This is a genomic window from Nonomuraea maheshkhaliensis (assembly GCF_039529435.1).
Taxonomy (GTDB): Bacteria; Actinomycetota; Actinomycetes; order Streptosporangiales; family Streptosporangiaceae; genus Nonomuraea; species Nonomuraea maheshkhaliensis.
Map to the genome: position 1 here is coordinate 22258 of NZ_BAAAMU010000058.1, position 26744 is coordinate 49001.

Consider the following 26744-nt stretch of genomic DNA (forward strand, 5'->3'; position numbering starts at 1 on the left):
TGTGGAGTCCTTCCGTGAAGCGCCTGCTCGTCCCCCTCGCCGCTGTCGGCCTGAGCGCCGCCGTCCTCGCCCCGCCCGCCAACGCCGCGCCCAACTGGGCGACCGACAACCTCCTCCCGAAGCCGGCCGACGCTTACGGAGCCGCCGCCTTCTGGCTCGACTCCAACGGGGCCGCGCTCAAGAAGGCCACTCAGTACAACCTGGACTCCAAGCAGGTTCCCAAGCTCGTCAGCACGGGCAGCAAGGGCGCCCCCGACGGCAAGCCCGGCATGACCGGCCCCACCACCACCGCCAAGGCCGGCGCCTCGAAGAACGTCAACCTGCCCAAGACCATCGGCAAGGTCTTCTTCCTCGACTCCAAGGGCCAGTACCGCTGGTGCTCGGCCACCTCCATCCAGTCCCGTAACCGCAACCTGGTGGCCACCGCCGGCCACTGCGTGTACGAGCACGGTGACGACGTCTACCAGAAGTGGATCTTCATCCCCGGCTACTACCAGGGCCGGGCCCCCTGGGGCGTCTACGTCGGCGCCTACGCCTTCACCGCCTACGACCTCGACACCTACGACGACTACGACGGCGACTACGCCTTCGTCGCGGTGCACAACGGCTTCATGCTGGGCGCCGAGAAGGAGGTCTCCTGGAAGGAATTCAAGGAGTTCGCCGGCGACAAGTGGGTCAAGCCGCGCGAGGTCAGCGCGGAGGAGTTCCGCAAGTGCCAGCTCAACCTGGGCCACTGCTGGTCCGTGGGCGCCAAGGACGCCCAGCTGGCCGGTCCCGACCACCCGGACGCCGTCGTGGAGAAGGTCGAGGTCTCCAAGCAGGCCTACGCCGCCGCCAGGACCGGACGGGGCCAGGGCTTCAAGTTCGGCGAGCCGGTCGTGGAGCACCTCACGAAGACGCAGTGGCAGGCCTACAAGGGCCCGGGCGACAAGGGCACCGGCCCCGACAAGCGCGGCAACTACACGGTCATCCACTACTACACCCAGAAGTGGGTGAAGCCGGGCACCGAGCGTAAGTACTACGAGGCCCGCTACATCCTCGGCATCGCCAAGGACATGGGCCGGCTCGGCGACGTCGTCGGCGGTCAGGGCTTCTCCTGGAACCAGCCGCTCAACCAGCCGGTCACGGTCTTCGGTTACCCGAGCGCCTCGCACCCCGACGGCGACCGTCCCTTCAGCGGCGTCACGCCGAAGTGGTGCGCGGGCAAGACCGGCACGAAGAGCTGGCAGGTCAACACGTTCAGGGTCGAGACGCACCAGGTGCTCAAGTGCTCGATGACCCCGGGCGCCGACGGCGGCCCGTGGCTGCTCAAGTACAACAACGCCAAGCGCACCGGCTACGTCAACGGCGTGACCAGCATGTACTACGACAACGACGAGAACGGCCGGATCGACTACATCAGCTCGGCCATCTTCGACGGCGAGACCGCCGACGTCTACAACAAGGCCAACTACGCGGCGACCAAGTCCGTCGTGGGCCCGAACGGCGAGCTGCTGAAGTAAGCACCACGTGATCGGCGGTAAGGCCCGGGCCATGACGGCCCGGGCCTTACCGTTTCTTACACAAGGCTGAGCTGGCGAGCGCGCTCGCGCAGCGCCATCACGGGCTTCTCCTGCTTGTACGGCTCCAGCCGCCGCCGCAGATCGGCCGCGTAGGACCGCGACCTGGCCGACTGCAGCTCACCCCCCAGAGCCAGCGCACCGGCCGCGGCCGAGCACGCCTCCTCCAGTTCCCCGCACTGCAGCAGCCCGGCGGCCAGCAGCGACAGGTTGAACATCCGGCCCCGGACGTAACGGGAGTCCATGTCGAGCGAGCGCCGCGCCTGGTGCACCACCCGCTCGCCCTCCCCCAGGTCGCGGAAGCAGTGGGCGAACTTCGCCGACAGGTAGGCCTCGTCGAAGTAGCTGAGCCACTTGGGCTCGTCGTCGGGCCTGCGGACGTCGAAGGCGCGCTCGGCCTCGTGCAGGCTCCCCCCGCAGGAGCGGGCGTCGCCCAGGCCGGCGTGCGCGTGGGCCTCCAGGACGTGCGCGGAGGCGAGCAGGGTGCGCACTCCCGCCTTGCGGGCCGCCATCTGCGCGGCCCTGGCCAGGTCGAGGGCGTGGGCCGGCTGGCCGATGTAGATGGCCTGGTGGGCCATCCCGGCGAGGATCTCGCCGCCCAGGGTCTGGTCGTCGGCGCCCCTGGCCAGGCGCAGGGCCTGGATCAGATAGCGCTGGGCGAGGCCGTGCTGCTCCATGTCGTAGGCCATCCAGCCGGCCAGGCGGGTCAGCTCCGCGGCCGCGGAGGCGAGCTGCCTGCCGGTGCTCTGCCCGTACGAGCCGTTCTTGAGCAGCGGGGAGACGGCGGTGTCGAGGTATTTGACGACGGACGACCTGACGCGCCCGCTGCCGAAACGATTGTCGAGCTCACCGAAGGATCGGGTGACCTCATGGATGGCGGCGATGTCGGCACGGCCCACCCGCCGTGTCCCCATGCCGCTCGGGCGCCCTTCAGCGGGCGATGTCAGCCAGCGTACGGCTCCGACGGAGCCTGCTCCTATCGCGAACGTCGAGTCGATCAGGAATCTGCGTCTCTCTACATCGGCCCGCCACAGCGCCGTCACGGTCGCGATCCCCTCCTGCCACGTGTGCGTGAACTCCTGCCCGAGATCGAGGGGGGTGATGACGGCCGGCATGCCGAGGTCCTCGGCGGAGACCGGCCTGCCGAGCCGTAGTGCGAAGATCTCGGTGAGCAGGCATGGCACCGGATCGCGTGGCCTCTGACCCCCGATCCAGCGCAGGACGGAGCTGTGGTCGTATTTGAGGCCCGGCGCGCCGCGTGCGACACCCAGCTCGTTGAGGCGCCTGGCCAATCCCTTGTGAGAGAAACCCGCCTCCGCGATGAGGTGCTGCAGCAGTCGATTCGGCTCGCGTTCCATCGCTCTCCTCGGCACAGGAGTCGGCGCCCACATCATTACAGAGAGCTACAGTTATAGCACCTTACGTAAAGGATTTATGCCTGTTCTCAAAGTCCACCCCAACTCCATCCCAAGCCGCCCACCGCGCGGCGCACGTACGTGCGCCGCCCGCGCCCCTGGACGGAGACGTGAGCTACCCACGGCCGGATCGGCTATTCCCAATGCCCCTTCGAGCTGCAGAAAGGAACGAGCGGGGGCCGAAAGGCCCCCGCTCGCCGAAGCTCGGGATCAGACGCGCGCGACGCCGTCGGCCACGGCCTGGGCGGACACGGCGGCGATCACGGCGGGCGCCACGCGCTCGTCGAACGGGCTCGGGATGATGTACGTCGGCGAGACGTCGTCGCCCACCACGCCGGCCAGCGCGGTGGCCGCGGCCACCTTCATGTTCTCGGTGATCGTGCTGGCCCGCACGTCGAGGGCGCCGCGGAAGACGCCGGGGAAGGCCAGCACGTTGTTGATCTGGTTGGGGAAGTCGGAGCGGCCGGTGGCGACGACGGCGGCGTGCTTGGCGGCCACGTCGGGGTGCACCTCGGGGGTGGGGTTGGACAGCGCGAACACGATGGAGCCCGGCGCCATGGAGGCGATGGCGTCCTCGGACACGGTGGAGCCGGACAGCCCGAGGAACAGGTCGGCGCCGGCCAGGGCCTCCTCGGTGGAGCCGGTGTGGCCCGCCCGGTTGGTGTCGCGGGCCAGCGCCTGCTTGACCGGGTTGAGGCCCTCTCTGCCGTCATAGATCATGCCCTTGGAGTCGGCCACGGCGATGTCGCCGATGCCGGCCTCCAGCAGGATGCGGGTGACGGCGACGCCCGACGCGCCGGCCCCGGCCACGACGGCGCGCAGGTCACCGAGCGAGCGGCCGGTCACGCGGGCCGCGTTCTGCAGCGCGGCCAGCGCCACGATGGCGGTGCCGTGCTGGTCGTCGTGGAAGACCGGGATGTCGAGCAGGCCGCGCAGCCGCTCCTCGACCTCGAAGCAGCGGGGCGCGCTGATGTCTTCGAGGTTGATGCCGCCGAACGAGGGCGCCAGCCGGACCACGGTCTCGACCAGCGCGTCGACATCGGTGCAGTCGAGGCAGATGGGGACGGCGTCGACGTTGGCGAACTCCTTGAACAGCAGCGCCTTGCCCTCCATCACGGGCATGGCGGCCGCCGGACCGATGTCGCCGAGGCCGAGCACGGCGGTGCCGTCGGAGACGACGGCGACCACCCTGGAGGCCCAGGTGTAGTCCTGGACCAGGGCGGGAGTCTCGGCGATGGCGGAGCAGACCCGGGCGACGCCGGGCGTGTAGGCGAGGGACAGGTCGTCGGCGTCGCGGACCTGGACGGTGGAGCGGATCTCTATCTTGCCTCCGCGGTGCAGCGCGAAGGCCGGGTCCTGATCGAGCGTGTCGATGGAAGCAGCAGAAGCGGGCGTGGCAGCCACAGCGACCCCTGGAGTCATTGGTAGCGGAAGTAAACCTTCGGCGGACGTGCGCGAGCGGGCTGGCTTCTGTAGCTGCCAGGAACCCCTCGCCGAGCGTCTCGTGAGGGGGTTCGGGGGTCACCCGTCTCCCCATAGTGCCACATGGTGAGATGGTGTCGGGATCGGTGCGGTGTCGGGCCTGACGCCGTTCTGTTGACGCATCGTTAAACGCCCGATGACGGACCGCAGCAAAAGCCATTTAAACTGCACAAAACGCAAGTTTCGTGGCATTTCACTTCGAGGAGGCCGTACATGGCCCTCAGTCCCCAGGGCCGCCGGGGTTACGCCGTCGGCGCGCTCGCCCTGACGGCTGCTCTCGCCCTGACCGCGTGCGGCAGCGAGTCCAGCTCCGGCTCCGGCACCACCGGTGCCAGCGCCTCCGCCGCCGGCGGCAGCGGCGCCACGCTGGTGCAGCCCGGCAAGCTCACGGTCTGCACGAACATCCCGTACGAGCCGTTCCAGTTCAAGGACGCCGACGGCAAGATCGTCGGGTTCGACGTGGACATCGTCGACCTGGCCGCCAAGAAGCTCGGCGTCGAGCAGAACATCGTCGACATCGACTTCGCCGTGATCAAGAGCGGCGCCGCGATGGCGGCCGGCAAGTGCGACGTCGCCGCGGCCGGCATGACCATCACTCCCGACCGGCAGAAGAACATCGACTTCTCCGCCCCCTACTTCGACGCCACGCAGGCCCTGCTGGCCAAGAAGGGCACGGGCGCGACGTCGCTGGAAGACGTGAAGGCCAAGGGGCTCAAGCTGGGCGCCCAGGCCAGCACGACCGGCCTCGACTACGTCAAGAAGAACGGGTTCGACCCCACCGAGTACGCCGACTCCTCCAAGGAGCTGCTGGCCCTCCAGGCCGGCCAGGCCGACGTGATCGTGCAGGACCTGCCCGTGGTGCTCACCTGGCTGAAGAAGCCCGAGGTCGCCGCCAAGTTCGAGCTCATCGGCAGCCTCGACACCGGCGAGCAGTACGGCATCGGCCTGAAGAAGGGCGCCGACCCCGTCCTGCTGAAGACGATCAACGACGAGATCGCCAAGGCCAAGGCGGACGGCACCTACGAGAAGATCTACGTGAAGTGGTTCGGCAAGAAGCCCGGCGAGCTGAGCTGATCCATGGCCGACCAGCCGAAGACGGCTGAGCCTGGGCGCGCCAGGCTCAGCCCCCGGAAGAAGCAGCAGGTGCGCCGCGGCGTCCAGTACGTCGTGCTGGTCGTCGCGCTCGTCGCCGTCGTCCTGTACGCCGACTGGGGCAGCCTCTCCGACAACTTCGCCAAGATCGACGTGGCGAAGGAGGCACTGCCCGACCTGTTCACCGTCGCGCTGCGCAACACGATCATCTACACGGTGGGCGGGTTCCTCTTCGCGTTCGTGTTCGGGCTGCTGCTGGCCCTCATGCGGCTCTCGCAGGTCCTGCCGTACCGGTGGATCGCGATCGTCTACATCGAGATCTTCCGCGGCCTGCCCGCGCTGCTGATCTTCCTGATGATCACGTTCCTGCCGCTGGCGCTGCCGGGCTTCCAGGTGCCCGGCGGCACGTACGGACAGGGCATACTCGGGCTCGGGCTGGTCGGCGCCGCCTACCAGGCGGAGGTCTTCCGCGCGGGCCTGCAAGCGGTGCCCAAGGGCCAGACGGAGGCCGCCAGGTCCCTGGGCATGTCCGCCGCCAGGGCCCAGGTCACCGTGGTGATCCCGCAGGCGATCCGCATGGTCATCCCGCCGACCACCAACCAGTTCGTGTCGCTGCTGAAGGACTCGTCGCTGGTGCTGTTCCTCGGGGTGTCCGGCGAGTACGTCGAGCTGGCCAAGTTCGGCAACGACCTGGCCTCCCAGTACGCCAACGCCACGCCCATCATGGTCGCCGGCATCACGTACCTGATCGTCACCATCCCGCTGGGTTATCTCGCCTCCCGGCTGGAGGGGCGTAAGGGGAGGACGCGATGACACACGCCATCGAGCTGCGCGACCTGCACAAGTACTTCGGCAGGAACGAGGTGCTCAAGGGCATCGACATGACCGTCGAGCCCGGCCAGGTGGTCTGCGTCATCGGCCCCTCTGGGTCGGGCAAGTCCACCCTGCTGCGCTGCGTGAACCTGCTGGAGGAGCCGACCAGGGGCAAGGTGTTCGTCGAGGGCGTCGAGGTCACCGACCCCGACGTGGACATCGACGCCGTACGCCGCCGCATCGGCATGGTCTTCCAGCAGTTCAACCTGTTCCCGCACATGACGGCGCTGGAGAACGTCATGATCGCCCAGCGGCGGGTGCTGAAGCGCGGCAAGAAGGAGGCCGAGGTCGTCGCCAGGGAGAACCTGGACAAGGTCGGCGTCGGCGCCAAGTGCGACGCCCTGCCCGGCCAGCTCTCGGGCGGCCAGCAGCAGCGCGTGGCCATCGCCAGGGCGCTGGCCATGAACCCCGACCTCATGCTCTTCGACGAGCCCACCTCGGCGCTCGACCCCGAGCTGGTCGGCGACGTGCTCACCGTCATGCGCAAGCTGGCGGAGGAGGGGATGACCATGCTGGTGGTCACCCACGAGATGGGCTTCGCGCGGGAGGTGGCCGACCGCGTGGTGTTCATGGACGGCGGAGTGATCGTCGAGGACGGCGTGCCCGCCCAGGTGATCGGCGATCCGCGGCAGGAGCGCACCCGCGCCTTCCTGCACCGCGTCCTGCACCCCGAGGGCTGAGTGCCGCGGTGGCCGGGGTGCTCGCGTCGAACGCGGGCGCCCCGGCCACCGCTCACCGGCATGCCGGAGCCCCGGCCACCGCTCACCGGCATGCCGGAGCCCCGGCCGCCTGTTTCGCCGGGCCTCCCCGCCTCTGCTGTAATGGATCGGGATGGACCTCACCTCTTACGCCGAGTGGGCGGTCCGGCTGGCCAACGATCCCGAGCCGCCGCCCGAGCTCAGGCGGCTGCGGGACGAGCTGGCCGGCGTGTTCGACGCGGCCGGCGACGACCGGGCCGTGGCCGGGCTGCTCAACGCCCTCTCGCGCGCTATCCCGTACGCCCCCAGCTCTCCGACCACGACGGCCCCTGGCACCTGCACCTGGCCGACGACCCGGCCGCGACCGCCGTGATGGGCCTGGCCGCGGCCGTCGCCGAGCTGGGCGTGGACCGGCTGGGCCGCTGCCGGGAGCCGCACTGCGGCCTGGCCTTCCTCGACACCTCCTCCAACCGTTCCCGCCGCTACTGCTCGGCCCGCTGCGCCAGCCGCGCGAACGTGGCGGCCTTCCGCGCCCGTCGCAGGAACGACGCCCCAGCCCCCTGAACGGCCCTCGGCGCCGCTCCCCCACGGCCTCCACGCGGCCTCCACACGGACCCCACGCGGACCCCACAGCCTGCTCAGCCCCGTTTCACGCCCCGTTTCCCGTGCCGCCGTCCCAGCGGCCAGTAACGCAGCACCACGCGGCCCACGATGTCCTCCACGGGGCCGAAGTCCCAGCTGTCCCTGCGCCCGCCGGCCCGCTGGTTGTCGCTCTCCAGCCACCAACCGTCCGCCCCGTGCCACTGGGCCCGTTTCACGATGAGCCGATCGGGATCGCCGGGCAGCCGGGCCACCACGAGGTCGCCAGGACGCACCGCGGCGCCCCTCCGTACGAGCAGCCAGTCGCCCGGCACCAGCGCCGGCCGCATCGAGTCGCCCTCGACACGCACTCTCATCGGCCGCTACCCCCTAGTCCGCAGGTGTTGAGACACGAGTAAGGTCGGTTGTGGACCAAGCTGATTCAGCATCCAGGAAGGATTTTCTGATGCTCGCACGACTGCTACGACCCAAGCATGTCGCTTCCGCCCACTGCGACCTGCCCTGCGGCGTCTACGACCCCGCTCAGGCCCGCATCGAGGCGGAGTCGGTCAAGGCGATCATGGAGAAGTACGCCGGCAACGAGGACCCGGTCTTCCGCGCCCGCGCCATCACCATCAAGGAAGAGCGCGCCGAGCTCGTCAAGCACCACCTGTGGGTGCTGTGGACCGACTACTTCAAGCCGCCGCACCTGGAGCAGTATCCGCAGCTGCACCAGCTCTTCTGGGACGCCACGAAGCTGGCCGGCGCGGCGGGTGCCAAGGGCACCGTCGACGTGGCCAAGGCCGAGGACCTGCTTGGCAAGATCGACGAAATCTCGAAGATCTTCTGGGAGACCAAGGCCGCCTAAAACGGCACATAAGGCTCTGCGTGGCGGCAGGCCGCGCAGAGCCTTTTCCGTTGATGGCGAGTCTGAATAGTCCAAGCACCGCTCAGGGGCGGTAAGTTGCAGTCAGCGTCGGATTCGCGAGGAGGAACGTGACCGAGGAAACCGAGACGCGCGCGGCAGGCGTGGCCGGCATCCGTGACGTGGTGAGCATCAGGCTCCCCGCGGCGAGTGCCTACCTGTCTGTGCTGCGTACGGCTACCGCCGGCCTGGCGGCGCGGCTTGACTTCACCCTGGACGAGATCGAGGACCTGCGGATCGCGGTCGACGAGGCCTGCGCGATGCTGCTCAGCGAGGCGGTGCCCGGCACCGACCTGACCGCGGAGTTCGAGCTCACCGGGCGGGAGATGCAGGTCAGGGTCGAGGTTGCCACCGTCGGCAGCTCCGCGCCCAAGCGTGACGACTTCGCCTGGATGGTGCTGACCGCCCTGGCCGACGACGTGGACGCCGTGACCGACTCTCCTGATCGCATGGCGATCGTCCTGCGCAAGCGCCGAGGCGCGGCCCACAGTGCGGCGGGGCCGGCGTGACGGAAAGGACTGGAGCCATGGCCACGAGCGAACACGCCGTGCCCGACAGGGTGCGCGCCCGCATGCTCTTCGCCGAGCTGGCCGAGCTGGGCCCCGAGGAGCCGCGCCGCCAGCGCATCAGGGACGAGCTGGTCGAGCTTCACCTTCCCCTGGTCGAATACCTGGCCCGCCGCTTCCGCAACAGGGGCGAGTGGCTCGACGACCTCACCCAGGTCGCGACCATCGGTCTGATCAAGTCGATCGACCGGTTCGACCTCAACCGCGGTGTGGAGTTCTCCACCTACGCCACGCCCACCATCGTCGGTGAGATCAAGCGGCACTTCCGCGACAAGGGCTGGGCGGTGCGCGTGCCGCGCCGGCTCCAGGAGCTCAAGCTCTCGCTGACCAAGGCGATCAGCGACCTGTCGCAGCGCGAGGGCCGCGCGCCGACCGTGTCCGAGCTGGCCACCTACCTGAAGATGACCGAGGAGGAGGTGCTCGAGGGGCTCGAGTCGGCCAACGCCTACTCCACGGTCTCCCTCGACGCGCCCGACTCAGGAGACGACGACGCCCCCGCGGTGTCCGACTCCCTCGGCATCGTGGACGAGTCGCTCGAAGGCGTCGAATATCGCGAGTCGCTCAAACCGCTGCTCGAACGGCTGCCGCCGCGGGAGAAGCGCATCCTGCTGCTGCGTTTCTTCGGCAACATGACGCAGTCGCAGATCGCCACCGAGCTGGGCATCTCCCAGATGCACGTCTCGCGGCTGCTCGCCCGCACGCTGGCCCAGCTGCGCGAAGGCCTGACCGCCGACGACTGACCGCGACTAACCGTCGCCGTAGAGAGCATGGGTGGTGGGGGGCGCCAGCAGCGCCGCGAGTCCCGCCAGTGCCACCACGATCAGCGGGATGCCGAGCTGCGGCAGGTCCGACGTGATGAGCGTCCCGCCGACGGGGAGCATGAAGATCTGGGTCACCACGGCCGGCGACCTCCCCCACCGCTCCATCCGGAACAGCCCGCCCCACGCCACCCAGAGCAGACCGGCGCCGACCAGCAGCCCGAACACCGCCTCCGCCACGGCGGAGGTCATGTCGTCGGGTGTCCCGGTCAGGGTCTCCACCGCGACGAAGACGCCGAGCCCGAGCGCGACCAGGCCCTCCACGGCGACTACCGCGGCGGCGATGAGAAGGGTAAGCGGGCGACCGTTCACGGTCCGTACCCTACCCTCCGGCCCGGTTGCCGAGAGAAACGGGACGTTCGGCCGATAAGCCGGACAACCTCACCGGCTACGCTGGCGATATGCGCGCCATGCTGCTGGTCAACCCCAAGGCCACCACCACGAACGCCCGCACCCGGGACGTGCTGATCCGCGCGCTCGGCGCGGCGGTGCAGCTCGCCGTCGAGGAGACCCGCTACCGCGGCCACGCCGCGGCGCTAGCCGCGACCGCCCGGGCCAAGGGTTACGACGTCGTCGCCGTGCTGGGCGGCGACGGGACGATCAACGAGACCGTCAACGGCCTGCTGAACCCCGTGAACGGCGACGCGACCCCGCTCAAGAACGAGTACACCGACGACCCGAGCGCGGGCCGGCCGGCGCTCGTGGTCATCCCCGGCGGCAGCGCGAACGTCTTCGCCCGCGCGCTCGGCCTGCCGAACGACCCGACGGAGTCCACCGGAGTCGTGCTGGAGGCGCTCAGGGAGGGCCGGCGCAGGACGGTGGGTTTGGGGCAAGCCCTCTGGGAGGGCCAGTCGCGATATTTCACCTTCTGCTCGGGGATGGGATACGACGCAGAGGTTGTACGGGCCGTGGAGGGCCTGCGGGGCACCGGCCGTAAAGCTACCCCCACACGGTATGTGAACACCGCTCTGAGGCACTATCTGGCCACGGACAAGCGGCATCCCGCGATGACGGTGACCGGTCCCGGCATCCCGGCGGCCAGAGGCGTCTTCATGGCGATCATCTCCAACACCTCACCGTGGACGTACGTGGGCAGCAAGCCCGTCCGCCCGACCCCCTGGGCCAGTTTCGAGACCGGCCTCGACCTTCTCGGGCTGCGCCGGATGGGCCCGATGACGCTCGCCGGAGTCATCCGTCATATCCTTACGGAGAGTGACATTCTTCCGTCCGGCCGGAACCTCGTGCAGCTCCACGACGAGGCCGAGTTCACGCTCACCGCGCAACGCCCGGTGGCCTTTCAACTGGACGGTGACTACCTGGGCGAACGGGAATCAGTAACTTTCCGGTCTACCCCGAACGCGTTACAAGTGCTGGTCTAGCTGGTTACATTCGGTCATTGTGTGACGCATCCGACATCCATAACCGCCAAAACTTCCCGTCAACCCCCTTGCGTGCACTCTCCGTGGCTGAAAAGCTCAGGGATGTCGGAAGGTAGGACCTTTAACACCCCGAGGTTCTGACCTGACCGTCAGCGGGCAAGCCCGGTCCACACACGGAGCCGGGTAATTGTTCGCGCAAGTTAGTGAAACTCTTCACAAAGTAGCCGCGCGGAGCCGACCAGAGGCTCCATCTACTAAGGAGTGGACGCATGGACTGGCGCCACCGAGCTGCCTGCCGTGACGTGGACCCCGAGTTGTTCTTCCCGATCGGCAACACCGGCCCCGCACTCATGCAGATCGAAGAGGCCAAGCAGGTCTGTCGTTCCTGCCCGGCCGTCGAATCCTGCCTGAAGTGGGCGCTGGAGTCCGGCCAGGACGCCGGCGTCTGGGGCGGTCTGAGCGAGGACGAGCGCCGCGCGCTCAAGCGCCGCTCCGCGCGCACCCGCGCCCGTCTCACGGCCTGACACAGCCGAACGACCCCGCCGAACGACCCGGCCACGAGCCGGCACGGCCCGCCTCGGCGTGGGCCGGATCCCCGATCCACCGACCGACTGCCGACCTGTAGCGGCCGGCCCTCTCCCCCGATGTACGGCGGCCCCGCGCGTGCGGCGCCGTCAGCCGGACGGGAGCGGGATCGACAGCACGACCTCCGTGCCGCCTTCCAGGCGCGGCTCAATGGTGAGCCGCCCGGACAGCTCTCCCTCCACCAGCGTGCGCACGATCTGCAACCCCAGACTGGTCGAACTGTCGAGGTCGAAGCCGCTGGGCAGGCCGAGCCCGTCGTCCCAGACGGTCACGGTGAGCCGCTCAGCCGTGGGTTCCGCCACCACCTCCAGCCGTTTGGGCCGCCCATGCTGCAACGCGTTCTGCAACAGCTCGGTCAGCGCCATCGCCAGCGGTGTGGCGATGAGCGAGGGCAGCACGCCGAACACCCCCACCCGCCGGGGCGTGACGGCCACCTCGGGCGACGACACCTCACCGGCCATGGCGAACACGCGGTCGGCGATCTCGTCGAAGTCCACGAACTCCTCGGGCGCGTGAGACAGGGTCTCGTGCACGATGGCGATCGATCCCACCCGGCGGACCGCCTCCTCGAGCGCCTCGCGGCCCTCGGGCACCTGCAGCCGCCTGGCCTGCAGCCTGAGCAGGGCGGCGACGGTCTGCAGGTTGTTCTTGACCCGGTGGTGGATCTCGCGGATCGTGGCGTCCTTCGTCATCAGCTCGCGCTCGCGCCTGCGCAGCTCGGTCACGTCCCTGATGAGCACCAGCGCGCCGATCCGGCCGCCGCCGACGATCAGCGGGATGGCTCTGAGCTGCACGATCGTGCCGCCGGACTCGACCTCGGTCTCCTTGGCCGCGCGGCCGCTGGCCACGATCATGAGGTCTTCGTTGATCGGCTCGTCCGAATAGCACAGCGCGGCGGTGACCCGGCCCAGCTCGGCGCCGACCAGGTCGGCGTGCAGGCCGAGCCGCCGGTACGCCGACAGCGCGTTGGGGGAGGCGTAGGTCACCCGGCCGGCCCGGTCGAGCCTGAGCAGCCCGTCGCCGACGCGGGGCGAGCGCACCAGGATCGGCTCCTCGCCGGAGAACGGGAAGCGCCCCTCGGCCACCATCTGCGCCAGGTCGGAGGCGCTCTGCAGGTAGGTCAGCTCCAGCCTGGACGGTGTGCGGGCCGAGGAAAGGTTGGTGGAGCGCTGGATGACCGCGAGGAAGCGGGCCTCGCCGCCCTCGACCGCCCGGCGCACGGGGATCGTCTCCTCCCTGACGGGGACGCCGGTGGACCAGTCGGGATCGCCCTCGCGGCAGATGCGCCGCTCGTTCCAGGCCGTGTCGATGAGGTGGCGCTCGCCCTTGGCGGCCACGCTGCCGACGATGTCGTCGTGGTAGACGGTGGGGCCGGTCGTGGGGCGCATCTGGGCGATCGCGATCCAGCCGTTCTCGCCCAGCAGCGGCGCCCACAGGACGAGGTCGGCGAAGGACAGGTCGGCCAGCAGCTGCCAGTCGGAGACCAGCGAGTGCAACCAGTCGAGATCCGCCTCGTCGAGCGCGGTGTGGCGGGCTACGAGGTCGCTGAGAGTCGGCACGACTGCATCATGCGTGCTTTTCCCCGCAACAACCAAACCGGCCCGCGCATGACCCCCTCTGACCTGCGGCGACGGAATCGTACGGCACCGCACAACGGCTCACTCGCATGTTGAGCGCAGATACGGCACTGTCCCACCTAGCTGGACTTTTCCCGAAATCTCATACTGTGAGAACCATCACACCGCCGATGCCGTCTCGCATCCGGGACGTGACTCTGAGCGGCGAGCCGGAGGTGATCCACACGGGCAGGTGGCCGAGCCGCGACACGACGCGCGAACCCGCCTCGGTTGCGATCGCGCACGCTGCTGTGGATATCCTTCACCATCAACCTGAGCTGCCCGGATCCGCGCGTGCCCGCACCCGTACGCGCACGGCGCCGGTCGGCTGTGCAAGCCCGCGGTTGACCACTCGGGCCAAAGTGAGTTCCGATGATCTCGCGGTGATCAGACACGCCCTCACCGCCGTGGCAGAAGTGAAGGTGAGAGCGTGAGCGACGACAGCCCCCGCGTACCGAAGTACTACGACGTGAAACGGGCCCTGCTCGAACTCACCAAGACCCTCCCTCCCGGCACGGCGCTGCCGCCCGAGCGCACGCTCGCCGTCCGCTTCGAGACCTCGCGCACCACGGTGCGGCAGGCACTGACCGAGCTCGTGGTCGAGGGGCGGCTGCTGCGCATCCAGGGCAAGGGCACCTTCGTGGCGCAGCCCAAGGTCGCGCAGGTGCTGCAGCTGACGTCGTACATCGGGGATCTGCGCACGGCCGGCCTGGAGCCGGACACGAAGATACTGGAGATCGGCTACCTCACCGCTGACGAGGCGCTGGCGCGCCGGCTGGCCATCAACCCCGGCGGGCGCGTGCTGCGCATCCACCGGCTCAGGCTCGCCAACGGCGAGCCCGTCTCGATCGACACCACCCACCTGTCCGCGCGCCGCTTCCCCCGGTTGCGGCGCGAGCTGGAGGTGCACGCGTCCCTGTACGAGACGCTGCACAACGCCTACAACGTACGGCTGACGGACGCCGAGGAGATCATCGAGACCGTCCTGGCCACCCCCTACGACGCCAAGGCCCTGGGCGTGGACGTGGGCCTGCCGATGCTGCTGCTCACCCGCCACGCCTTCGACGCCGACGGCAACCCCGTCGAGTGGGCCCAGTCGCTCTACCGCGGCGACCGCTACAAGTTCGTCACCCGCCTTCGCCGTCCCTGACCGATCATGCTCCTACGCTGGGAACATGAGCATCATCGTGGTCACGGGCACCGGCACGGGCGTGGGCAAGACCGTGGTCACGGCCGCGCTGGCCGCCCTGACGCGGGTCCGCGGGTCAGCGGCGGCCGTGGTCAAACCCGCCCAGACCGGCGTGGCGGCCGGCGCGCCCGGTGACGTGGACGAGGTGATCCGGCTCTCCGGGATCAGCACCACGTTCGAGCTCGGCCGCTTCCCCTGCGCGCTCCCGCCCGCGGCGGGGGCCCGCGTCGCGGGGACCCCGCCGGTGTCGCTCGACGGGGCCGCCGAACTGGTGCGCGAGCTGGCCGACAGCAACCGCCTGGTGGTCGTGGAGGGCACCGGCGGGCTGCTGGAGCGCTACGACGACGACGGCGCCACCGTGGCCGACCTGGCCCGTACGCTGCGGGCGCAGGTGCTGGTCGTGGTGCGCGCAGGCGGCGACACCGTGGGCCACACCGCGCTCACCCTGGAGGCGCTCGCGCACCGGGGGCTCGACCTGGCCGGGATCGTCATCGGGAGCTGGCCCGGCACGCCGGGGACGGCCGAGCGCAGCAGCGTGGCCGACCTGGAGATGCTGGCCGCGCGTCCGCTGGCGGGGGCGCTGCGGGAAGGGGCCGGCGGGCTGCCCGACCGGCAGGCGTTCGCGGAGGCGGCCCGCGAGGGGCTCGGCGCCGCGCTCGCCGGCGCGTTCGACCCGGCGGAGTTCAGGGCGCGTCACAGCCTCTGACGCCCCCAGACCCCCCAGACCCACCGACCCACCGACCCACCGACCCATCGACCCATCGATGGTGGGGCTAACCCCACCATGGACCAGCACACCAGGCCCATTTCCCGTCCGCGCCCCCGGTCAATACCGTTGACGACATGAAAGTCCCCCGCCCGTGGTCGGCGCGGGCGTGGCTCGACACGGCCCACGTGATGATCGGCTTGCCGGTCGGCGTGCTGCTCGGCGGGCTGACGCTCATCCTGGCCCCGGTCCCGCCCGTGCTGAAGCGGGCCGTGCCGGTGTTCACCGGCGTGCAGCGCTCCAGGTTCGACGCCTTCCAGCGCGCGCACATCCCGCCCGTGCGCTCCCCCGGGAGCTGGCGCAGCCCGGCCACGTGGCGGCAGATCGGCTACCACCTGCTGTCGCCGTTCGTGAGCCTGGCGGGGGCGTTCCTGGTGGCGGTGGTGTGGGGCGGCGCGATCGTGGGGCTGCTGGCGTTCCTGCCGGCGAAGGTGCAGCGTCCGCCGCTGGAGTTCCTCTTCGACCTCAGGGACAACCGGGTCGTGGTCGTCTTCATGCTGATCGGGGCCGCCCTGCTGCTGCTCGCTCCGGTGCTGGCGCGCGGCATGGCGGCGTTGGACCTGTCGGTCGCCCGTACGCTGCTCGGCCCGAGCCGGTCCGAGCTGGGGCAGCGGATCGAGACGCTGACCGAGAGCCGGGCCGGCGTCATCGACGCGGCCGACGCCGAGCGGCGCAGGATCGAGCGCGACCTGCACGACGGCGCCCAGCAGCGGCTGGTCTCCCTGGCCATGAACCTGGGCCTGGCCAGGGCCACCCTGACCGACCTGCCCGAACCGGCCCGCGAGGCCATCGAGCAGGCCCACGAGGAGGCCAAGCAGGCGCTCAAGGAGCTGCGCGACTTCGTCCGCGGCCTGCACCCCGCCGTGCTCAACGACCAGGGCCTGGACGCGGCGCTGTCCGGCGTCGCCGCCCGCGCCCCCTTCCCCGTCAAGCTCCGCGTCGACATCGAGCGGCGGACCACTCCGACCATCGAGGCGGTGGCGTTCTTCACCGTGTCCGAGGCGCTGACCAACATCGCCAAGCACGCGGCGGCCACGCGGGCCGAGGTGAGCGTGCGGCGCGAGCGCGACCGGCTGCACGTGCTCGTCTACGACGACGGCTGCGGCGGGGCCAGAATGGAGGGCGGCACCGGGCTGCGCGGCCTGGCCCAGCGGATCGACTCCGTCGACGGGTCGCTGCGCCTGTCCAGCCCGCTGGGCGGACCGACGACGATCGAGGTGGACTTGCCGTGCGAGTAGTGCTGGCCGAGGATTCCGTGCTGCTGCGCGAGGGCCTGATCCGGCTCCTCGACGCCGCCGGCATGGAGGTGGTCTCGGCCGTGGACGATGCCGAGGGGCTGCTGAGAGCCGCCGAGGAGCACCGGCCCGAGCTGGTCGTCACCGACGTCAGGATGCCGCCCACACACACCGACGAGGGCCTGCGGGCCGCGCTCGTGCTGCGCCGCCAGCAGCCGAAGCTGGCCGTCCTGGTGCTCTCCCAGTACGTGGAGGAGCGCTACGCGGCCCAGTTGCTCGCCTCGGCCGCGACCGGCGGCGTGGGCTACCTGCTCAAGGACCGGGTGGCCGACGTGGCCGAGTTCATCGACGCGCTGCGCAGGGTCGCCTCGGGCGGCACCGCGCTCGATCCCGAGGTCGTGGCCCAGCTCCTGCTGCGCGGCAACAGCGACCCGCTCGAACGCCTGACGCCGAGGGAGCACGAGGTGCTCAAGCTGATGGCCGAGGGCCGCTCCAACGCCGGCATCGGCCAGGCTCTGGTGCTCAGCGAGGGCGCCGTGGGCAAGCACATCGGCAACATCTTCACCAAGCTCGACCTTTCGCCCGCCGAGGGCGATCACCGGCGCGTCCTGGCGGTGCTGCAGTTCCTCAAGATCAGGAGCCTGCCGTGAGAGCCGCGTGGCTGACCGGCGGCGCCGTGGCGACCGTGATCGCGCTGGTGATCTCCACGATCGGCATCTGGGACGGGTTCGCCAGGGCCAGGATGCCGACCGACTTCACCAGCAGGTCCATCCCCTTCGAGGACGGCCAGGTGCACATCAGGACGGGCCGGGGCCAGGTCAACCTGGACGTCGTGGCGGGCCAGGCGGGCGAGCTGCGGATCGATCGGGAGCTGCACTGGTCGCGCGAACGGCCGACGGTCACGGAAGACTGGGACGCCGAGACGTCCACGCTGCGGCTCGACGCCGCCTGCCCCGGCTCCGACCAGCCGGACGGCCCGCTGTGCCTGGCCAACTACCGGCTGTCGGTGCCGCCGGAGACCGACCTGGAGGCCCGTACGACCGGCGGCCTGCTCTCGGTCGACGAGCTGTTCTCCGACGTCCGCGTGACCTCGGTGTCCGGCGACGTCCGCCTCAACGCCATCTCCGGCGACGTCTGGGCCAGGACCGGCACGGGCGACGTCGACGGGGCCGGGCTGTCGGGCAACACCGCCGACGTGGAGGTCGGCTCGGGCGACGTCAAGCTGCTGTTCACCGTCGTGCCGTCGAGCGTCAAGGCCGTGGTGCGGACGAGCGGCGACGTCGCCCTCGACGTGCCGGGGGGCGTCTACGACGTGAAGGCCACCGGCGTCAACACCACGGTCGGCGTCAGGCGGAGCGCCACCTCCTCGAAGAAGATCGTCGTCGGCACTACCGACGGCATGGTGAGCGTCTGCTGCCGACGATGATCCCGGCGATGATCTACGCGTCGCCGAAGGTCTGTTTACTCTTGTGACTCATTGGTAAGTTCCCCGGCATGGAGTCTGCGAAGCACGCCGGTGACGCCGCCGTCGCCGTGTCCAAGGCCTATGGCGTCGAGACCATGTTCACCCTGTCGGGAGGGCACGTCTTCCCCCTCTACGACGGCGCGGTGCACGAGGACATGCGCATCCTCGACGTACGTCACGAGCAGAGCGCGGTGTTCGCCGCCGAGGCGACGGCCCGGCTGACCAGGAGACCCGGTCTGGCCGTGCTGACCGCCGGCCCCGGCATCACCAACGGCGTCAGCGGTGTCGCGACCGCCCACTTCAACGGCTCGCCCGTGGTCGTGCTCGGCGGCCGGGCGCCGCAGTCCCGCTGGGGCAGCGGCGCGCTGCAGGAGATGGACCACCCGCCGCTGCTCGACCCGATCACCAAGCTGGCGTTCACGGCGTCCGACGCCGAGTCCGTCGGCCAGGAGGTCGAGGTGGCCTTCCGCACGGCGACGGCGCCGCACCGGGGCCCGGTCTTCCTCGACGTCTACATGGACCACCTGTTCTCGCCTTCGCCGGTCCACGAGGTGCGCACGCAGAGCCCCTCGCCGCTCGAACCCGACCCCGATTCCCTGGCGAGCATCGCGCGCCTGCTGGCCGAGGCCGAGCGCCCGGTGCTCGTCTACGGCTCCGACGTGTGGATGGACCGCGCCGAGGAGGCCGCCCGCGACTTCGCCGAGACCTGGCGGCTGCCGGTCATCCCCAACGGCCAGGGCCGCGGCATCCTGCCCTCAGGGCACGAGCTGCTCGTCACCAGGGCCCGCGGCCTGGCCTTCGCCCAGGCCGACCTGGTCATCGTGGTCGGCACACCGCTCGACTTCCGGCTCGGCTACGGCTGGTTCGGCGGCAAGGAGGGCGCGCCGCTGGCCAGGGTGGTGCACATCGCCGACGCGCCCTCGCAGCTGACCACCCACATGCAGCCGGCCGCCTCCGCCGCCGGCGACCTGTCGGTGGTCTTCTGGAGCCTCGGAACGGCCTGCGGCGAGGCCGGGGTCAAGCCCGACGCGTACGCCTCGTGGGTGTCGAAGCTGTCCGAGAGCGCCGCCGCGGCCATCGCCGGCGACGCCGAGCTGCTCGCGGCCGACACCGACCCGATCCACCCCATGCGGATCTACGGCGAGCTGGGCAAGATCCTGGCCGACGACGCCGTGGTGATCGGCGACGGCGGCGACTTCGTCTCCTACGCCGGCAAGTACGTCGAGCCGAAGCAGCCGGGCAACTGGCTCGACCCGGGCCCCTACGGCTGCCTCGGCACCGGCCTCGGCTACTCCATCGCCGCCCGCCTGGCCAGGCCGTCCTCGCAGGTGGTGCTGCTGCTCGGCGACGGCGCGGCCGGATTCTCGCTGATGGACGTCGACACCCTCGTCCGCCACCGGCTCCCCGTCGTGATGATCTGCGGCAACAACGGCATGTGGGGCCTGGAGAAGCACCCCATGCAACTGCTGTACGGCTACGACGTCGCGGCCGAGCTGCAGCCGCAGTGCCGCTACGACCAGGTCGTGACTGCCCTCGGCGGCGGGGGCGAGCTGGTCACCAAGCCGTCGGAGATCGGCCCCGCCCTGCGCCGGGCGTTCGACTCTGGCCTGCCGTACATGGTGAACATCGCCACCGATCCGCAGGTCGCCTACCCCCGCAACACGACGGGGGTCTGAGCGCGCTACTTCGCGGTGGGTGTCTTCGTCGGCGTCGGGGTGGAGGTCTCCGGCGGCTCGTCCTCGGGGCAGGCGCTGTCGACGAGGAGGATCACGACCGTCTTGCCCTCCTCCAGCTTCACTCCGGCGTTCGGCGTGGTCTTCTGGATCCTGCCGCAGCGCCGGCCGTCGACGGTGGTCGTGCGGTCGTCGGTCTTCGACTGGAAGCCCGCCGCCTCGATCATGCTCTGCGCGTCCAGGAAGCGCCTGCCGACCACGTCCGGCACCAGGATCGTCTTGACCGTCGTCGTGGGGGTGGGCGACTTGGAAGGGGACGGGCTGGTCGTCGGCGACTTGGTGGGCGTCTTCGTCGGCGTCCTGGTCGGCCTGTCGGGCGTCGGCGTTCGCGTCGGCACCCTGGTCGACCTGTCGGGCGTCGGTGTGGGCTCGGGATCCTTGGTGGGGGTCCTGCTGGGCTTGGCCGACTTGGTGGTGGGCTTCAGGTTGCTCATGTCGCTGAAGCTGACGGTCGGCTCGGGCAGCCCCACGTTGGTGATGCCGGTCAGGGCCACCGCGGTGGCGCCCGCGCCGAGCACGACCGCGGCGGCGATGCCCGCGATCAGCCCGGTCCTGCGCGAGCCCTTGGCCGCGGCGCGCCTGCTTCCCCCGCGCCGCTCGCTCAGGGTGGTGTCCTCGTGGACCATCCTGACGCCGGTCTGGTAGGCCGGATCCCCCTGCTGGTGCTGCTGCTGGTGGTGCTGCTGCTGCTGATAGCCGTCGCGCGGCTGCGCCATGGTGGCGCCGGTGGCTAGCGGGGTGGCGGGCAGGTCCGCGGGCAGTTGCCCGTTGGCGATGGCGCGGGCGGCCTCGCTCATCGCCCTGGCGCTCGGGTAACGCCTGGTCGGATCCTTCGACAGAGCGATCTCCACCAGGTTGCGCACCGGCGGAGGGATGTCCTGCGGCAGCGGCGGCGGGGCCTCCCGGATGTGCTTCAGCGCGATCGTGACCGCACTTTCGCCGTCGAACGGGCGCTGCCCCACCAGGCACTCGTACGCGACCACGCCGAGCGCGTAGATGTCGACGGCGGGCGTCACGGGCGCGCCCTCGGCCTGCTCGGGAGCGCAGTAGGCGGCGGTGCCGAGCACCATGCCGGCGTCGGTGAGCCGGTTGGCCACGTCGGAGCGCGCGATGCCGAAGTCGGTGAGCACGAGTGTGCCGTCGCGCTGCACGAGCAGGTTGCCCGGCTTGACGTCGCGGTGCACGATGCCCTGGTCGTGGACGGCCTGGAGCGCCGAGGCGGCCTGCGCGATCAGCTCCATGGCCGGTTGCGGCGGGATGCGGCCCAGCCGACCGAGCAGCCGGTCGAGCGGCTCGCCGTCGACGAACTTCATCACCAGGTAGACGGTGTCGCCGCTGACGCCGTAGTCGTAGACGTCGACCACGCCGGAGTGGTTGATCGTGGCCATCGCCCGCGCCTCCCCCTGGAAGCGAGCGACGAACCCGGGGTCCTCCATACGGCCTGGGAGCAGCACTTTGACGGCGACGGTGCGGGCGAGCACGATGTCCTCGCCTCGCCACACCTCGCCCATGCCACCGGCGCCGATGCGGGTATCCAGTCGATACCGCCCCGCCAGCGTCGTCCCTTGGGCCACCATGATTCCCCCGCTACCCCCCTACGTCCGAAACCTCTCCCACCCCGCCGTTCTCAACAAAGCGAACTTGTGTCGCGGTGAGGTAACACAGTGGTCACGGAACTCAGAGAGTGTACGACTCACCTGTCCCACATGCCACTTAAATGCCTCAAGCCGTACAAAGCCTATCCTGGGGCCTTGGTGCCACACTTGTCCGCGTTTCCGGCAAGTCAACACCCCCCGGATCCGACGGCCCGCACCCCTCGCCACCATAGGGTGATCCCATGACGCTCGTTCCCGGCCTGCGTGCCCAGCTGCTCATCATGGTCGAGATGGAGGACACCGCGAAGAAGCTCGGCAGCGGCGACGTGCCCGTGCTGGCCACGCCCCGGCTGCTCGCGCTGGCCGAGGCGGCCACCATGCGCGCGATCGAGCGGCACCTCGCCCCGGGCGAGACGTCCGTCGGCACCCGGGTCGAGCTTGAGCACACCGCCGCCAGCCCGCTCGGCACCCACGTCCAGGTCGGTGTGGAGCTCACGGAGGTCGACGGCCGGCGGCTGGTCTTCGCCTTCGAGGCCCACGACCGGCGGACCGTCGTCGGCAAGGGCACGATCGAACGCGTCGTGGTCGACCGCGCCGGATTCATGGCCCGCGCTACTCGATGACGGCGATCAGGTCGCCCTCCTGGATGACATCGCCCTCCGCCACCTTGAGCTGCGCCACCACACCGTCGTCCTCGGCGATCACCGGGATCTCCATCTTCATGGACTCCAGGATGACCAGCGTGTCGCCGTCGGAGACGGTGTCGCCCTCCTTGACGACGACCTTCCACACGTTCGCCACCATCTCAGCGCGTACCTCAGCCACCGGGACTCCCCTTCTTCGCGTGCTTCAACGGTCTCATGCGGTCTAGGCGCGCATCCGCGCGACCAGACCGGTGTCGTAGTCGCCGGTGGCGAACTCCGCGTTCTCCAGCAGTTCGGCACAGAACGGCAGGTTGTTCTTCGGCCCCTCCACCGTGAACTCCGCCACAGCCTTGCGGCCCAGCTCCAGCGCCTCGGCCCGGTCGGAGCCGTAGACGCAGAGCTTGGCCATCAGCGGATCGTAGAACGGCGTGACGGTGTTGCCCGCCACGTAGCCCGAGTCGACCCGCACCCCGTCGCCGGACGGCTCGTCCCAGGCCGTGATCGTGCCCGGCCCCGGGAAGAACCGCTTCGGGTCCTCAGCGTAGACCCGGAACTCGATCGCGTGCCCACGGGGCTCCGGCCGCACCTCGGGGCTCTCCCCCGCGGCGACCCGCAATTGCAGCTCGACCAGGTCGAGCCCGGTGACCAGCTCGGTGACCGGGTGCTCCACCTGCAGCCTGGTGTTCATCTCCAGGAAGACGAAGTCCTGCTTGTCGGCGTCGACCAGGCACTCGACCGTGCCCGCGCCCAGGTAGCCGACGGCCTCGCCGACGCGTACGGCGGCGGCCAGCATGCGCTCGCGCAGCTCGGGGGTGATGCCGGGCGACGGGGACTCCTCGACGACCTTCTGGTGGCGGCGCTGCACCGAGCAGTCGCGCTCGCCCAGCGCCACGACCCGGCCGCCGGGAAGGCCGAGGATCTGCACCTCGACGTGGCGGGCCCGCTCGATGTAGCGCTCAAGCAGCACGGCGGGGCCGTCCAGCGCGTCGCCGGAGAAGCGCGCCGCCGCCCTGGCCGCCTGCTCGTACGCCTTCTGCAGCCCGTCGTCGTCGTGCGCCACGCTCATCCCGATGCCACCGCCGCCGCCCGCGGTCTTGACCATGACCGGGTAGCCGATGTTCTCGGCGGCCTTCAGCGCCAGCGACAGATCGGTGACCGGCTCGCGGGTGCCCGCGGCGACCGGCACGCCGGCGGCCTCCATCAGATTCCTGGCGTTGATCTTGTCGCCCATCTTGTCGATGGCCTCGGGCGCCGGCCCGATCCAGACCATCCCGGCGTCGATCACGGCCCTGGCGAACGCGGCGTTCTCGGCGAGGAAGCCGTAACCGGGGTGGATCGCCTTCGCGCCGGTCGCGCGGGCCGCCTCCAGCACCTTCGCGACGTCGAGGTAGCTCTGCGCGGGACTGGAGGGGCCGATCAGCACGGCCTCATCGGCCTCACGCACGAACGGCAGGTCGGCGTCGGCCTCGGAGTGAACCGCGATGGCCCGCAGGCCCAGCCGCTTGACCGTACGGATGATCCGCCGCGCGATCTCCCCTCGGTTGGCGATCAGAACGGATCCGAGCGTCTCATTAAGCACGCCGACCAGCCTATGGCCGCCGACGGCCTGACCCCTTTCCCCCGAAACCACCGATCCGGCGAGTTCGATCTGTAGAAATCCTACAAAGGTGAGCGTCCGTAAACACGGCTGTCGCTCCGCGGACTGTAGGACAGGAACGCGCCCCAGGAATGCGCCCGTCGCGGCGCCGGGCAAGGGCTCCCGGAATGTCCGGGCGTTGTGCGTCTCGAAACTACGCGTACGACGCGTACGGTCTCAGACGCGCCCGCGGTCGATCACCCGGGCGAGCGCCTCGACCGCATGAGAATCGTACGCGCTGCCGGACGACAACCGGATCCGCTCCAGCGCCGCACCCCCGCGGTCGCGGTCGGTCGACGGCCCCACCAGGTCGTCGTAGGCGTTGGCCACCCTGATGATGCGGCTCGACAGCGGCGGGTCGTCGCTGATCGGGTCGCACTGCCGGCTGACCACCTCGGCCACCCGGTCCAGCACCCCGGTCTGCCTGATCACCTCGGCGCCCAGCTCGGCGATGCGGCGCGCCTGCTCGGGATCGGTCAGCACGGTCGCGCCGCCCGGGATCGGGTCGCGCAGCGAGAGCTGGCCGATGTCGTGCATGAGCGCGGCGTACTCGAGTTCGAGCAGCTCGGGCTCGGCCATGCCCAGCTCTCTGCCGATGGCCACGGCCAGGCGGCTCACCCGGCGCGAGTGCCCTGGCTCGACGTAGCCGCCGACCTCGGTCACCCGCGACAGGGCGCGCACGGTCTGCAGGTAGGTGGCCCTGATGCCGGCGTATTTGCGGAAGGCCACCTGCGTGACCAGCAGCGGCGCGGCGAACACCAGCAGCGCCACCAGGTCCATGCTGTGCGTGGCCAGCGCCAGCAGCACGCCGGACGAGGCCACCGCGGCCCCCAGCGGGAAGGCCATGTTGAGCTCGTCGCGCACGGCCACCCTGAACGCCGTGCGCACCTGCTCGGCCCGCAACATCGCGGCGATCAGCACGTCGATCAGCAGGGTGACCGCGATGAGCGACACCATCACCGCGAGCGCCGGCCACCACGTGCTGGTCGGCGGCTTGGTCAGCTCGTAGAGGGTGCCGGCCAGCGGCCGGAAGGCGAAGGCCAGCAGCGAGCCGGTGAGCAGCCGCCTGGCCATCGCGTCGAGGCGCGGCGGGCGGCCCACCGCCAGGTGCGGCAGCGCCCCCGCGACCATGCCGACCGCGATCACGGCGACGACCTGCAACGCGGGGTGGGTGAGCGGATTTTGGCTGAGGTCGAGCAGCAGCGTGTAGCCGAGCGCGGCGGCGGCGTCGATCGGCGCCACCTCCCTGTTGCCCGGCATGGTGAGCCTGGCCAGCTCGCCGACGGCGATCAACGCTCCGAACCCGACCGCGATCTGCGGACGCTCCAGCCCGACGGCCGCGGTGTAGATGACGCCGGCCAGCGCGACGATGCCCGCCGCGCAGATGAGCAGCAACTGCCCGGAGTCGAGCCGGCGCAGGACCGTGCGCCTGGACCGTTCGGCACGCCTGACACGCTCTGTGGTGATCATGGCCCGGTCACGACCTGGATGGGCATGGTCGGGTCGTCGTGGTCCTTGATCGGCGTCTCGGCGGCCTCGGGCGGCGGCGGGTCGACCCGGCGCGGCGGCTGCCACGGCTCGCGTTCGAGCGCCCTGATGAAGGCCGCCACCATCACCGGGTCGAAGTGGGTGCCCGCGCTCTTGCGCAGCTCGTCCACGGCCACGGGCACCGGCCGCGCGCCCCGGTAGGAGCGGTCGGAGGTCATCGAGTCGAACGCGTCGGCCACCGCGATCACCTTGGCGAACTCGGGGATCTCGTCACCGGCCAGCCCCATCGGGTAGCCGGTGCCGTCGTGGCGCTCGTGGTGGTGCATGATCCCGGCGTAGGCCTCGTCGAGGAAGCCGATGCCGCGCACGATCTCCAGCCCGCGCATCGGATGGAGCTGGATCGCGGCGAACTCCTCCTCGGTCAGCGGCCCGTCCTTCTGCAACACCTTGGTGGGCACGCCGAGCTTGCCGACGTCGTGCAGCATGCCCGCGTAACGGATGGCGCGCACCCGTTCGAGCCCCATGCCGATCTCCTGAGCGATCATGGAGGAGGCGTGCGAGACGCGCGTGCAGTGACCCCTGGTGTAGTAGTCCTTCGTCTCCACGGCCTGGCAGAGCGCCGCGATCGTGGCGTCGTAGGAGCGCTGCTGGGCGTGATATTGGCCGAACGCCCACCGCGCCACGAACAGCGGCAGCAGCACCAGCACCGCCGAGATCGACGCCACGGTGGCCCACAGCCCGGCCACGAGCAGCCCGAACGTCCCGTAGCCGAGATAGGACAGCAGGAACTGGGCCATGCCCCGCACCGGCATCTCGGTGGCCCGCACGTGGGTGGCCAGCCCGATCATGGTGAGCGTGAGCGCGATGTTGAGAGGCACGAAGACGGCGGTCGCCGCGGCGTACGGGCCGATGAGGTCGTCGAACGCGTTGACCTCCGGCACCCCCACCCGGCCGTCCAGCGCCTCGTAGACCCGCCCGGCGGCGTAGCCGCAGATGGCGAACTGGGCCCCGTTGAACAGCCGCTTGACCAGCGGCAGCCCCGGCCGGACGCTGAAGAGCGCGGTGAAGCCGACCAGCGCGGCGCCTTCCGGCCCGATCAGCACCACGGCCGCCAGCGAGGCCGAGAAGCTGACCGACACCGCGAACTGCTCCACGTTGAGCAGCGTCGGCATCGACTCGCACACCAGGAACAGCAGGGCGAGCACCAGGAGGATGTCGAGATCCTCCACGGCCACGGGCGTGCCGGAGACGAGCACGCTGCGTCCGATGAGAGCGGCCGCCGCACCGATCACGGCGACCAGATAGACCCTTGCGGGCCACGGCAGTTCACGCATTGCGGCCCCCCACGGTGTTCAGGTCCAGGACACCCCAGGAGGCACCGCCCCGCCGACCACCATGATCACCGG

28 protein-coding genes are annotated in these 26744 nt (G+C 70.3%); 18 read left to right on the plus strand and 10 right to left on the minus strand.

Annotated features, from left to right (window positions below; genetic code table 11):
* Positions 1-14 precede the first annotated feature (14 nt).
* Positions 15-1502 carry a trypsin-like serine peptidase gene (locus ABFX54_RS32165; RefSeq protein WP_346110336.1) on the plus strand — a complete coding sequence of 496 codons (1488 nt, stop codon included), beginning with the start codon at positions 15-17 and terminating at the stop codon, positions 1500-1502.
* A 56-nt stretch (positions 1503-1558) separates the two neighbouring features.
* On the opposite strand, the gene ABFX54_RS32170 is transcribed toward ABFX54_RS32165, so the two are convergent.
* On the minus strand, positions 1559-2917 hold the full coding sequence (locus tag ABFX54_RS32170) for an NsdA family TPR-like regulatory protein (RefSeq protein WP_346110337.1): 1359 nt from the start codon (positions 2915-2917) through the stop codon (positions 1559-1561).
* 267 nt (positions 2918-3184) lie between these two features.
* Complete coding sequence (locus tag ABFX54_RS32175) at positions 3185-4396, minus strand: NAD(P)-dependent malic enzyme (RefSeq protein WP_346110338.1); 1212 nt, start codon at positions 4394-4396, stop codon at positions 3185-3187.
* Between the two features lie 273 nt (positions 4397-4669).
* Between ABFX54_RS32175 and ABFX54_RS32180 the strand changes: the two genes are divergently transcribed.
* The 5 genes from ABFX54_RS32180 to ABFX54_RS32200 all read left to right on the plus strand — a co-directional run bounded on the left by ABFX54_RS32180 (position 4670) and on the right by ABFX54_RS32200 (position 7683).
* On the plus strand, positions 4670-5530 hold the full coding sequence (locus ABFX54_RS32180) for an ABC transporter substrate-binding protein (protein WP_346110339.1): 861 nt from the start codon (positions 4670-4672) through the stop codon (positions 5528-5530).
* A 3-nt stretch (positions 5531-5533) separates the two neighbouring features.
* Positions 5534-6361, plus strand: coding sequence for an amino acid ABC transporter permease (locus ABFX54_RS32185; protein ID WP_346110340.1), 828 nt, complete (start codon positions 5534-5536; stop codon positions 6359-6361).
* Positions 6358-7101: an amino acid ABC transporter ATP-binding protein gene (locus ABFX54_RS32190; protein WP_346110341.1), complete on the plus strand. Its 744-nt coding sequence runs from the start codon at positions 6358-6360 to the stop codon at positions 7099-7101. Before ABFX54_RS32185 ends, ABFX54_RS32190 begins: the two co-directional genes overlap by 4 nt.
* Positions 7102-7252: 151 nt before the next feature.
* Complete coding sequence (locus ABFX54_RS32195; RefSeq protein ID WP_346110342.1) at positions 7253-7492, plus strand: hypothetical protein; 240 nt, start codon at positions 7253-7255, stop codon at positions 7490-7492.
* Positions 7492-7683 (plus strand): CGNR zinc finger domain-containing protein, encoded by a 192-nt coding sequence (locus ABFX54_RS32200; RefSeq protein ID WP_346110343.1) that lies wholly within the window; start codon positions 7492-7494, stop codon positions 7681-7683. The genes ABFX54_RS32195 and ABFX54_RS32200 overlap by 1 nt, the downstream gene beginning before the upstream one ends.
* A gap of 74 nt (positions 7684-7757) precedes the next feature.
* Here ABFX54_RS32200 and ABFX54_RS32205 read toward each other — a convergent pair whose 3' ends face one another.
* On the minus strand, positions 7758-8075 hold the full coding sequence (locus ABFX54_RS32205) for a S24 family peptidase (protein WP_346110344.1): 318 nt from the start codon (positions 8073-8075) through the stop codon (positions 7758-7760).
* An 89-nt stretch (positions 8076-8164) separates the two neighbouring features.
* Here ABFX54_RS32205 and sodN point away from each other — a divergent pair, with 89 nt between their 5' ends.
* The 3 genes from sodN to ABFX54_RS32220 all read left to right on the plus strand — a co-directional run bounded on the left by sodN (position 8165) and on the right by ABFX54_RS32220 (position 9929).
* Positions 8165-8566 (plus strand): superoxide dismutase, Ni, encoded by a 402-nt coding sequence (gene sodN, locus ABFX54_RS32210; RefSeq protein ID WP_106252185.1) that lies wholly within the window; start codon positions 8165-8167, stop codon positions 8564-8566.
* A gap of 128 nt (positions 8567-8694) precedes the next feature.
* Positions 8695-9132, plus strand: coding sequence for an anti-sigma factor (locus ABFX54_RS32215; RefSeq protein ID WP_346110345.1), 438 nt, complete (start codon positions 8695-8697; stop codon positions 9130-9132).
* A gap of 17 nt (positions 9133-9149) precedes the next feature.
* Positions 9150-9929, plus strand: coding sequence for an RNA polymerase sigma factor SigF (locus tag ABFX54_RS32220; RefSeq protein WP_346110346.1), 780 nt, complete (start codon positions 9150-9152; stop codon positions 9927-9929).
* A 6-nt stretch (positions 9930-9935) separates the two neighbouring features.
* Here the strand turns inward: ABFX54_RS32220 and ABFX54_RS32225 are convergent, their stop codons facing one another.
* Positions 9936-10319 carry a hypothetical protein gene (locus ABFX54_RS32225; protein WP_346110347.1) on the minus strand — a complete coding sequence of 128 codons (384 nt, stop codon included), beginning with the start codon at positions 10317-10319 and terminating at the stop codon, positions 9936-9938.
* A gap of 89 nt (positions 10320-10408) precedes the next feature.
* On the opposite strand from ABFX54_RS32225, the gene ABFX54_RS32230 reads away from it, so the two are divergent.
* Both ABFX54_RS32230 and ABFX54_RS32235 read left to right on the plus strand, forming a co-directional pair.
* The gene (locus ABFX54_RS32230; protein ID WP_346110348.1) at positions 10409-11386 is read left to right on the plus strand and encodes a diacylglycerol/lipid kinase family protein; all 978 of its coding nucleotides are present in this window, start codon (positions 10409-10411) and stop codon (positions 11384-11386) included.
* 269 nt (positions 11387-11655) lie between these two features.
* Positions 11656-11910, plus strand: coding sequence for a WhiB family transcriptional regulator (locus ABFX54_RS32235; RefSeq protein ID WP_346110349.1), 255 nt, complete (start codon positions 11656-11658; stop codon positions 11908-11910).
* A gap of 150 nt (positions 11911-12060) precedes the next feature.
* Here ABFX54_RS32235 and ABFX54_RS32240 read toward each other — a convergent pair whose 3' ends face one another.
* Positions 12061-13530 (minus strand): histidine kinase N-terminal domain-containing protein, encoded by a 1470-nt coding sequence (locus tag ABFX54_RS32240; protein ID WP_346110350.1) that lies wholly within the window; start codon positions 13528-13530, stop codon positions 12061-12063.
* Between the two features lie 487 nt (positions 13531-14017).
* Between ABFX54_RS32240 and ABFX54_RS32245 the strand changes: the two genes are divergently transcribed.
* The 6 genes from ABFX54_RS32245 to ABFX54_RS32270 all read left to right on the plus strand — a co-directional run bounded on the left by ABFX54_RS32245 (position 14018) and on the right by ABFX54_RS32270 (position 19918).
* Complete coding sequence (locus tag ABFX54_RS32245) at positions 14018-14737, plus strand: GntR family transcriptional regulator (protein ID WP_346110351.1); 720 nt, start codon at positions 14018-14020, stop codon at positions 14735-14737.
* Positions 14738-14762: 25 nt separating this feature from the next.
* Positions 14763-15482: a dethiobiotin synthase gene (gene bioD, locus ABFX54_RS32250; protein ID WP_346110352.1), complete on the plus strand. Its 720-nt coding sequence runs from the start codon at positions 14763-14765 to the stop codon at positions 15480-15482.
* Between the two features lie 137 nt (positions 15483-15619).
* Positions 15620-16780, plus strand: a complete 1161-nt coding sequence (locus tag ABFX54_RS32255) for a sensor histidine kinase (RefSeq protein WP_346110353.1) — start codon at positions 15620-15622, stop codon at positions 16778-16780.
* Complete coding sequence (locus ABFX54_RS32260; protein WP_346110354.1) at positions 16771-17427, plus strand: response regulator transcription factor; 657 nt, start codon at positions 16771-16773, stop codon at positions 17425-17427. The genes ABFX54_RS32255 and ABFX54_RS32260 overlap by 10 nt, the downstream gene beginning before the upstream one ends.
* A complete protein-coding gene (locus tag ABFX54_RS32265) occupies positions 17424-18203 on the plus strand; it encodes a DUF4097 family beta strand repeat-containing protein (RefSeq protein ID WP_346110355.1) in 780 nt (259 codons plus the stop codon). The genes ABFX54_RS32260 and ABFX54_RS32265 overlap by 4 nt, the downstream gene beginning before the upstream one ends.
* A gap of 68 nt (positions 18204-18271) precedes the next feature.
* Positions 18272-19918 carry an acetolactate synthase gene (locus tag ABFX54_RS32270; protein ID WP_346110356.1) on the plus strand — a complete coding sequence of 549 codons (1647 nt, stop codon included), beginning with the start codon at positions 18272-18274 and terminating at the stop codon, positions 19916-19918.
* Between the two features lie 5 nt (positions 19919-19923).
* Here the strand turns inward: ABFX54_RS32270 and ABFX54_RS32275 are convergent, their stop codons facing one another.
* Positions 19924-21552, minus strand: coding sequence for a serine/threonine-protein kinase (locus tag ABFX54_RS32275; protein ID WP_346110357.1), 1629 nt, complete (start codon positions 21550-21552; stop codon positions 19924-19926).
* A gap of 260 nt (positions 21553-21812) precedes the next feature.
* Here ABFX54_RS32275 and ABFX54_RS32280 point away from each other — a divergent pair, with 260 nt between their 5' ends.
* Positions 21813-22193, plus strand: a complete 381-nt coding sequence (locus ABFX54_RS32280; RefSeq protein ID WP_346110358.1) for a thioesterase family protein — start codon at positions 21813-21815, stop codon at positions 22191-22193.
* On the opposite strand, the gene ABFX54_RS32285 is transcribed toward ABFX54_RS32280, so the two are convergent.
* The 4 genes from ABFX54_RS32285 to ABFX54_RS32300 form a co-directional block, all read right to left on the minus strand.
* Positions 22183-22395, minus strand: a complete 213-nt coding sequence (locus ABFX54_RS32285; RefSeq protein WP_345389604.1) for a biotin/lipoyl-binding carrier protein — start codon at positions 22393-22395, stop codon at positions 22183-22185. The two genes, ABFX54_RS32280 and ABFX54_RS32285, sit on opposite strands and share 11 nt — an antisense overlap.
* A gap of 42 nt (positions 22396-22437) precedes the next feature.
* Positions 22438-23793, minus strand: coding sequence for an acetyl-CoA carboxylase biotin carboxylase subunit (locus tag ABFX54_RS32290; RefSeq protein ID WP_346110359.1), 1356 nt, complete (start codon positions 23791-23793; stop codon positions 22438-22440).
* A 234-nt stretch (positions 23794-24027) separates the two neighbouring features.
* Entirely contained in the window at positions 24028-25320 is a 1293-nt protein-coding gene (locus ABFX54_RS32295) for an HD-GYP domain-containing protein (protein WP_346110360.1), read from the minus strand.
* Positions 25317-26672 carry an HD-GYP domain-containing protein gene (locus ABFX54_RS32300; RefSeq protein ID WP_346110361.1) on the minus strand — a complete coding sequence of 452 codons (1356 nt, stop codon included), beginning with the start codon at positions 26670-26672 and terminating at the stop codon, positions 25317-25319. The genes ABFX54_RS32295 and ABFX54_RS32300 overlap by 4 nt, the downstream gene beginning before the upstream one ends.
* Between the last annotated feature and the right edge of the window lie 72 nt (positions 26673-26744).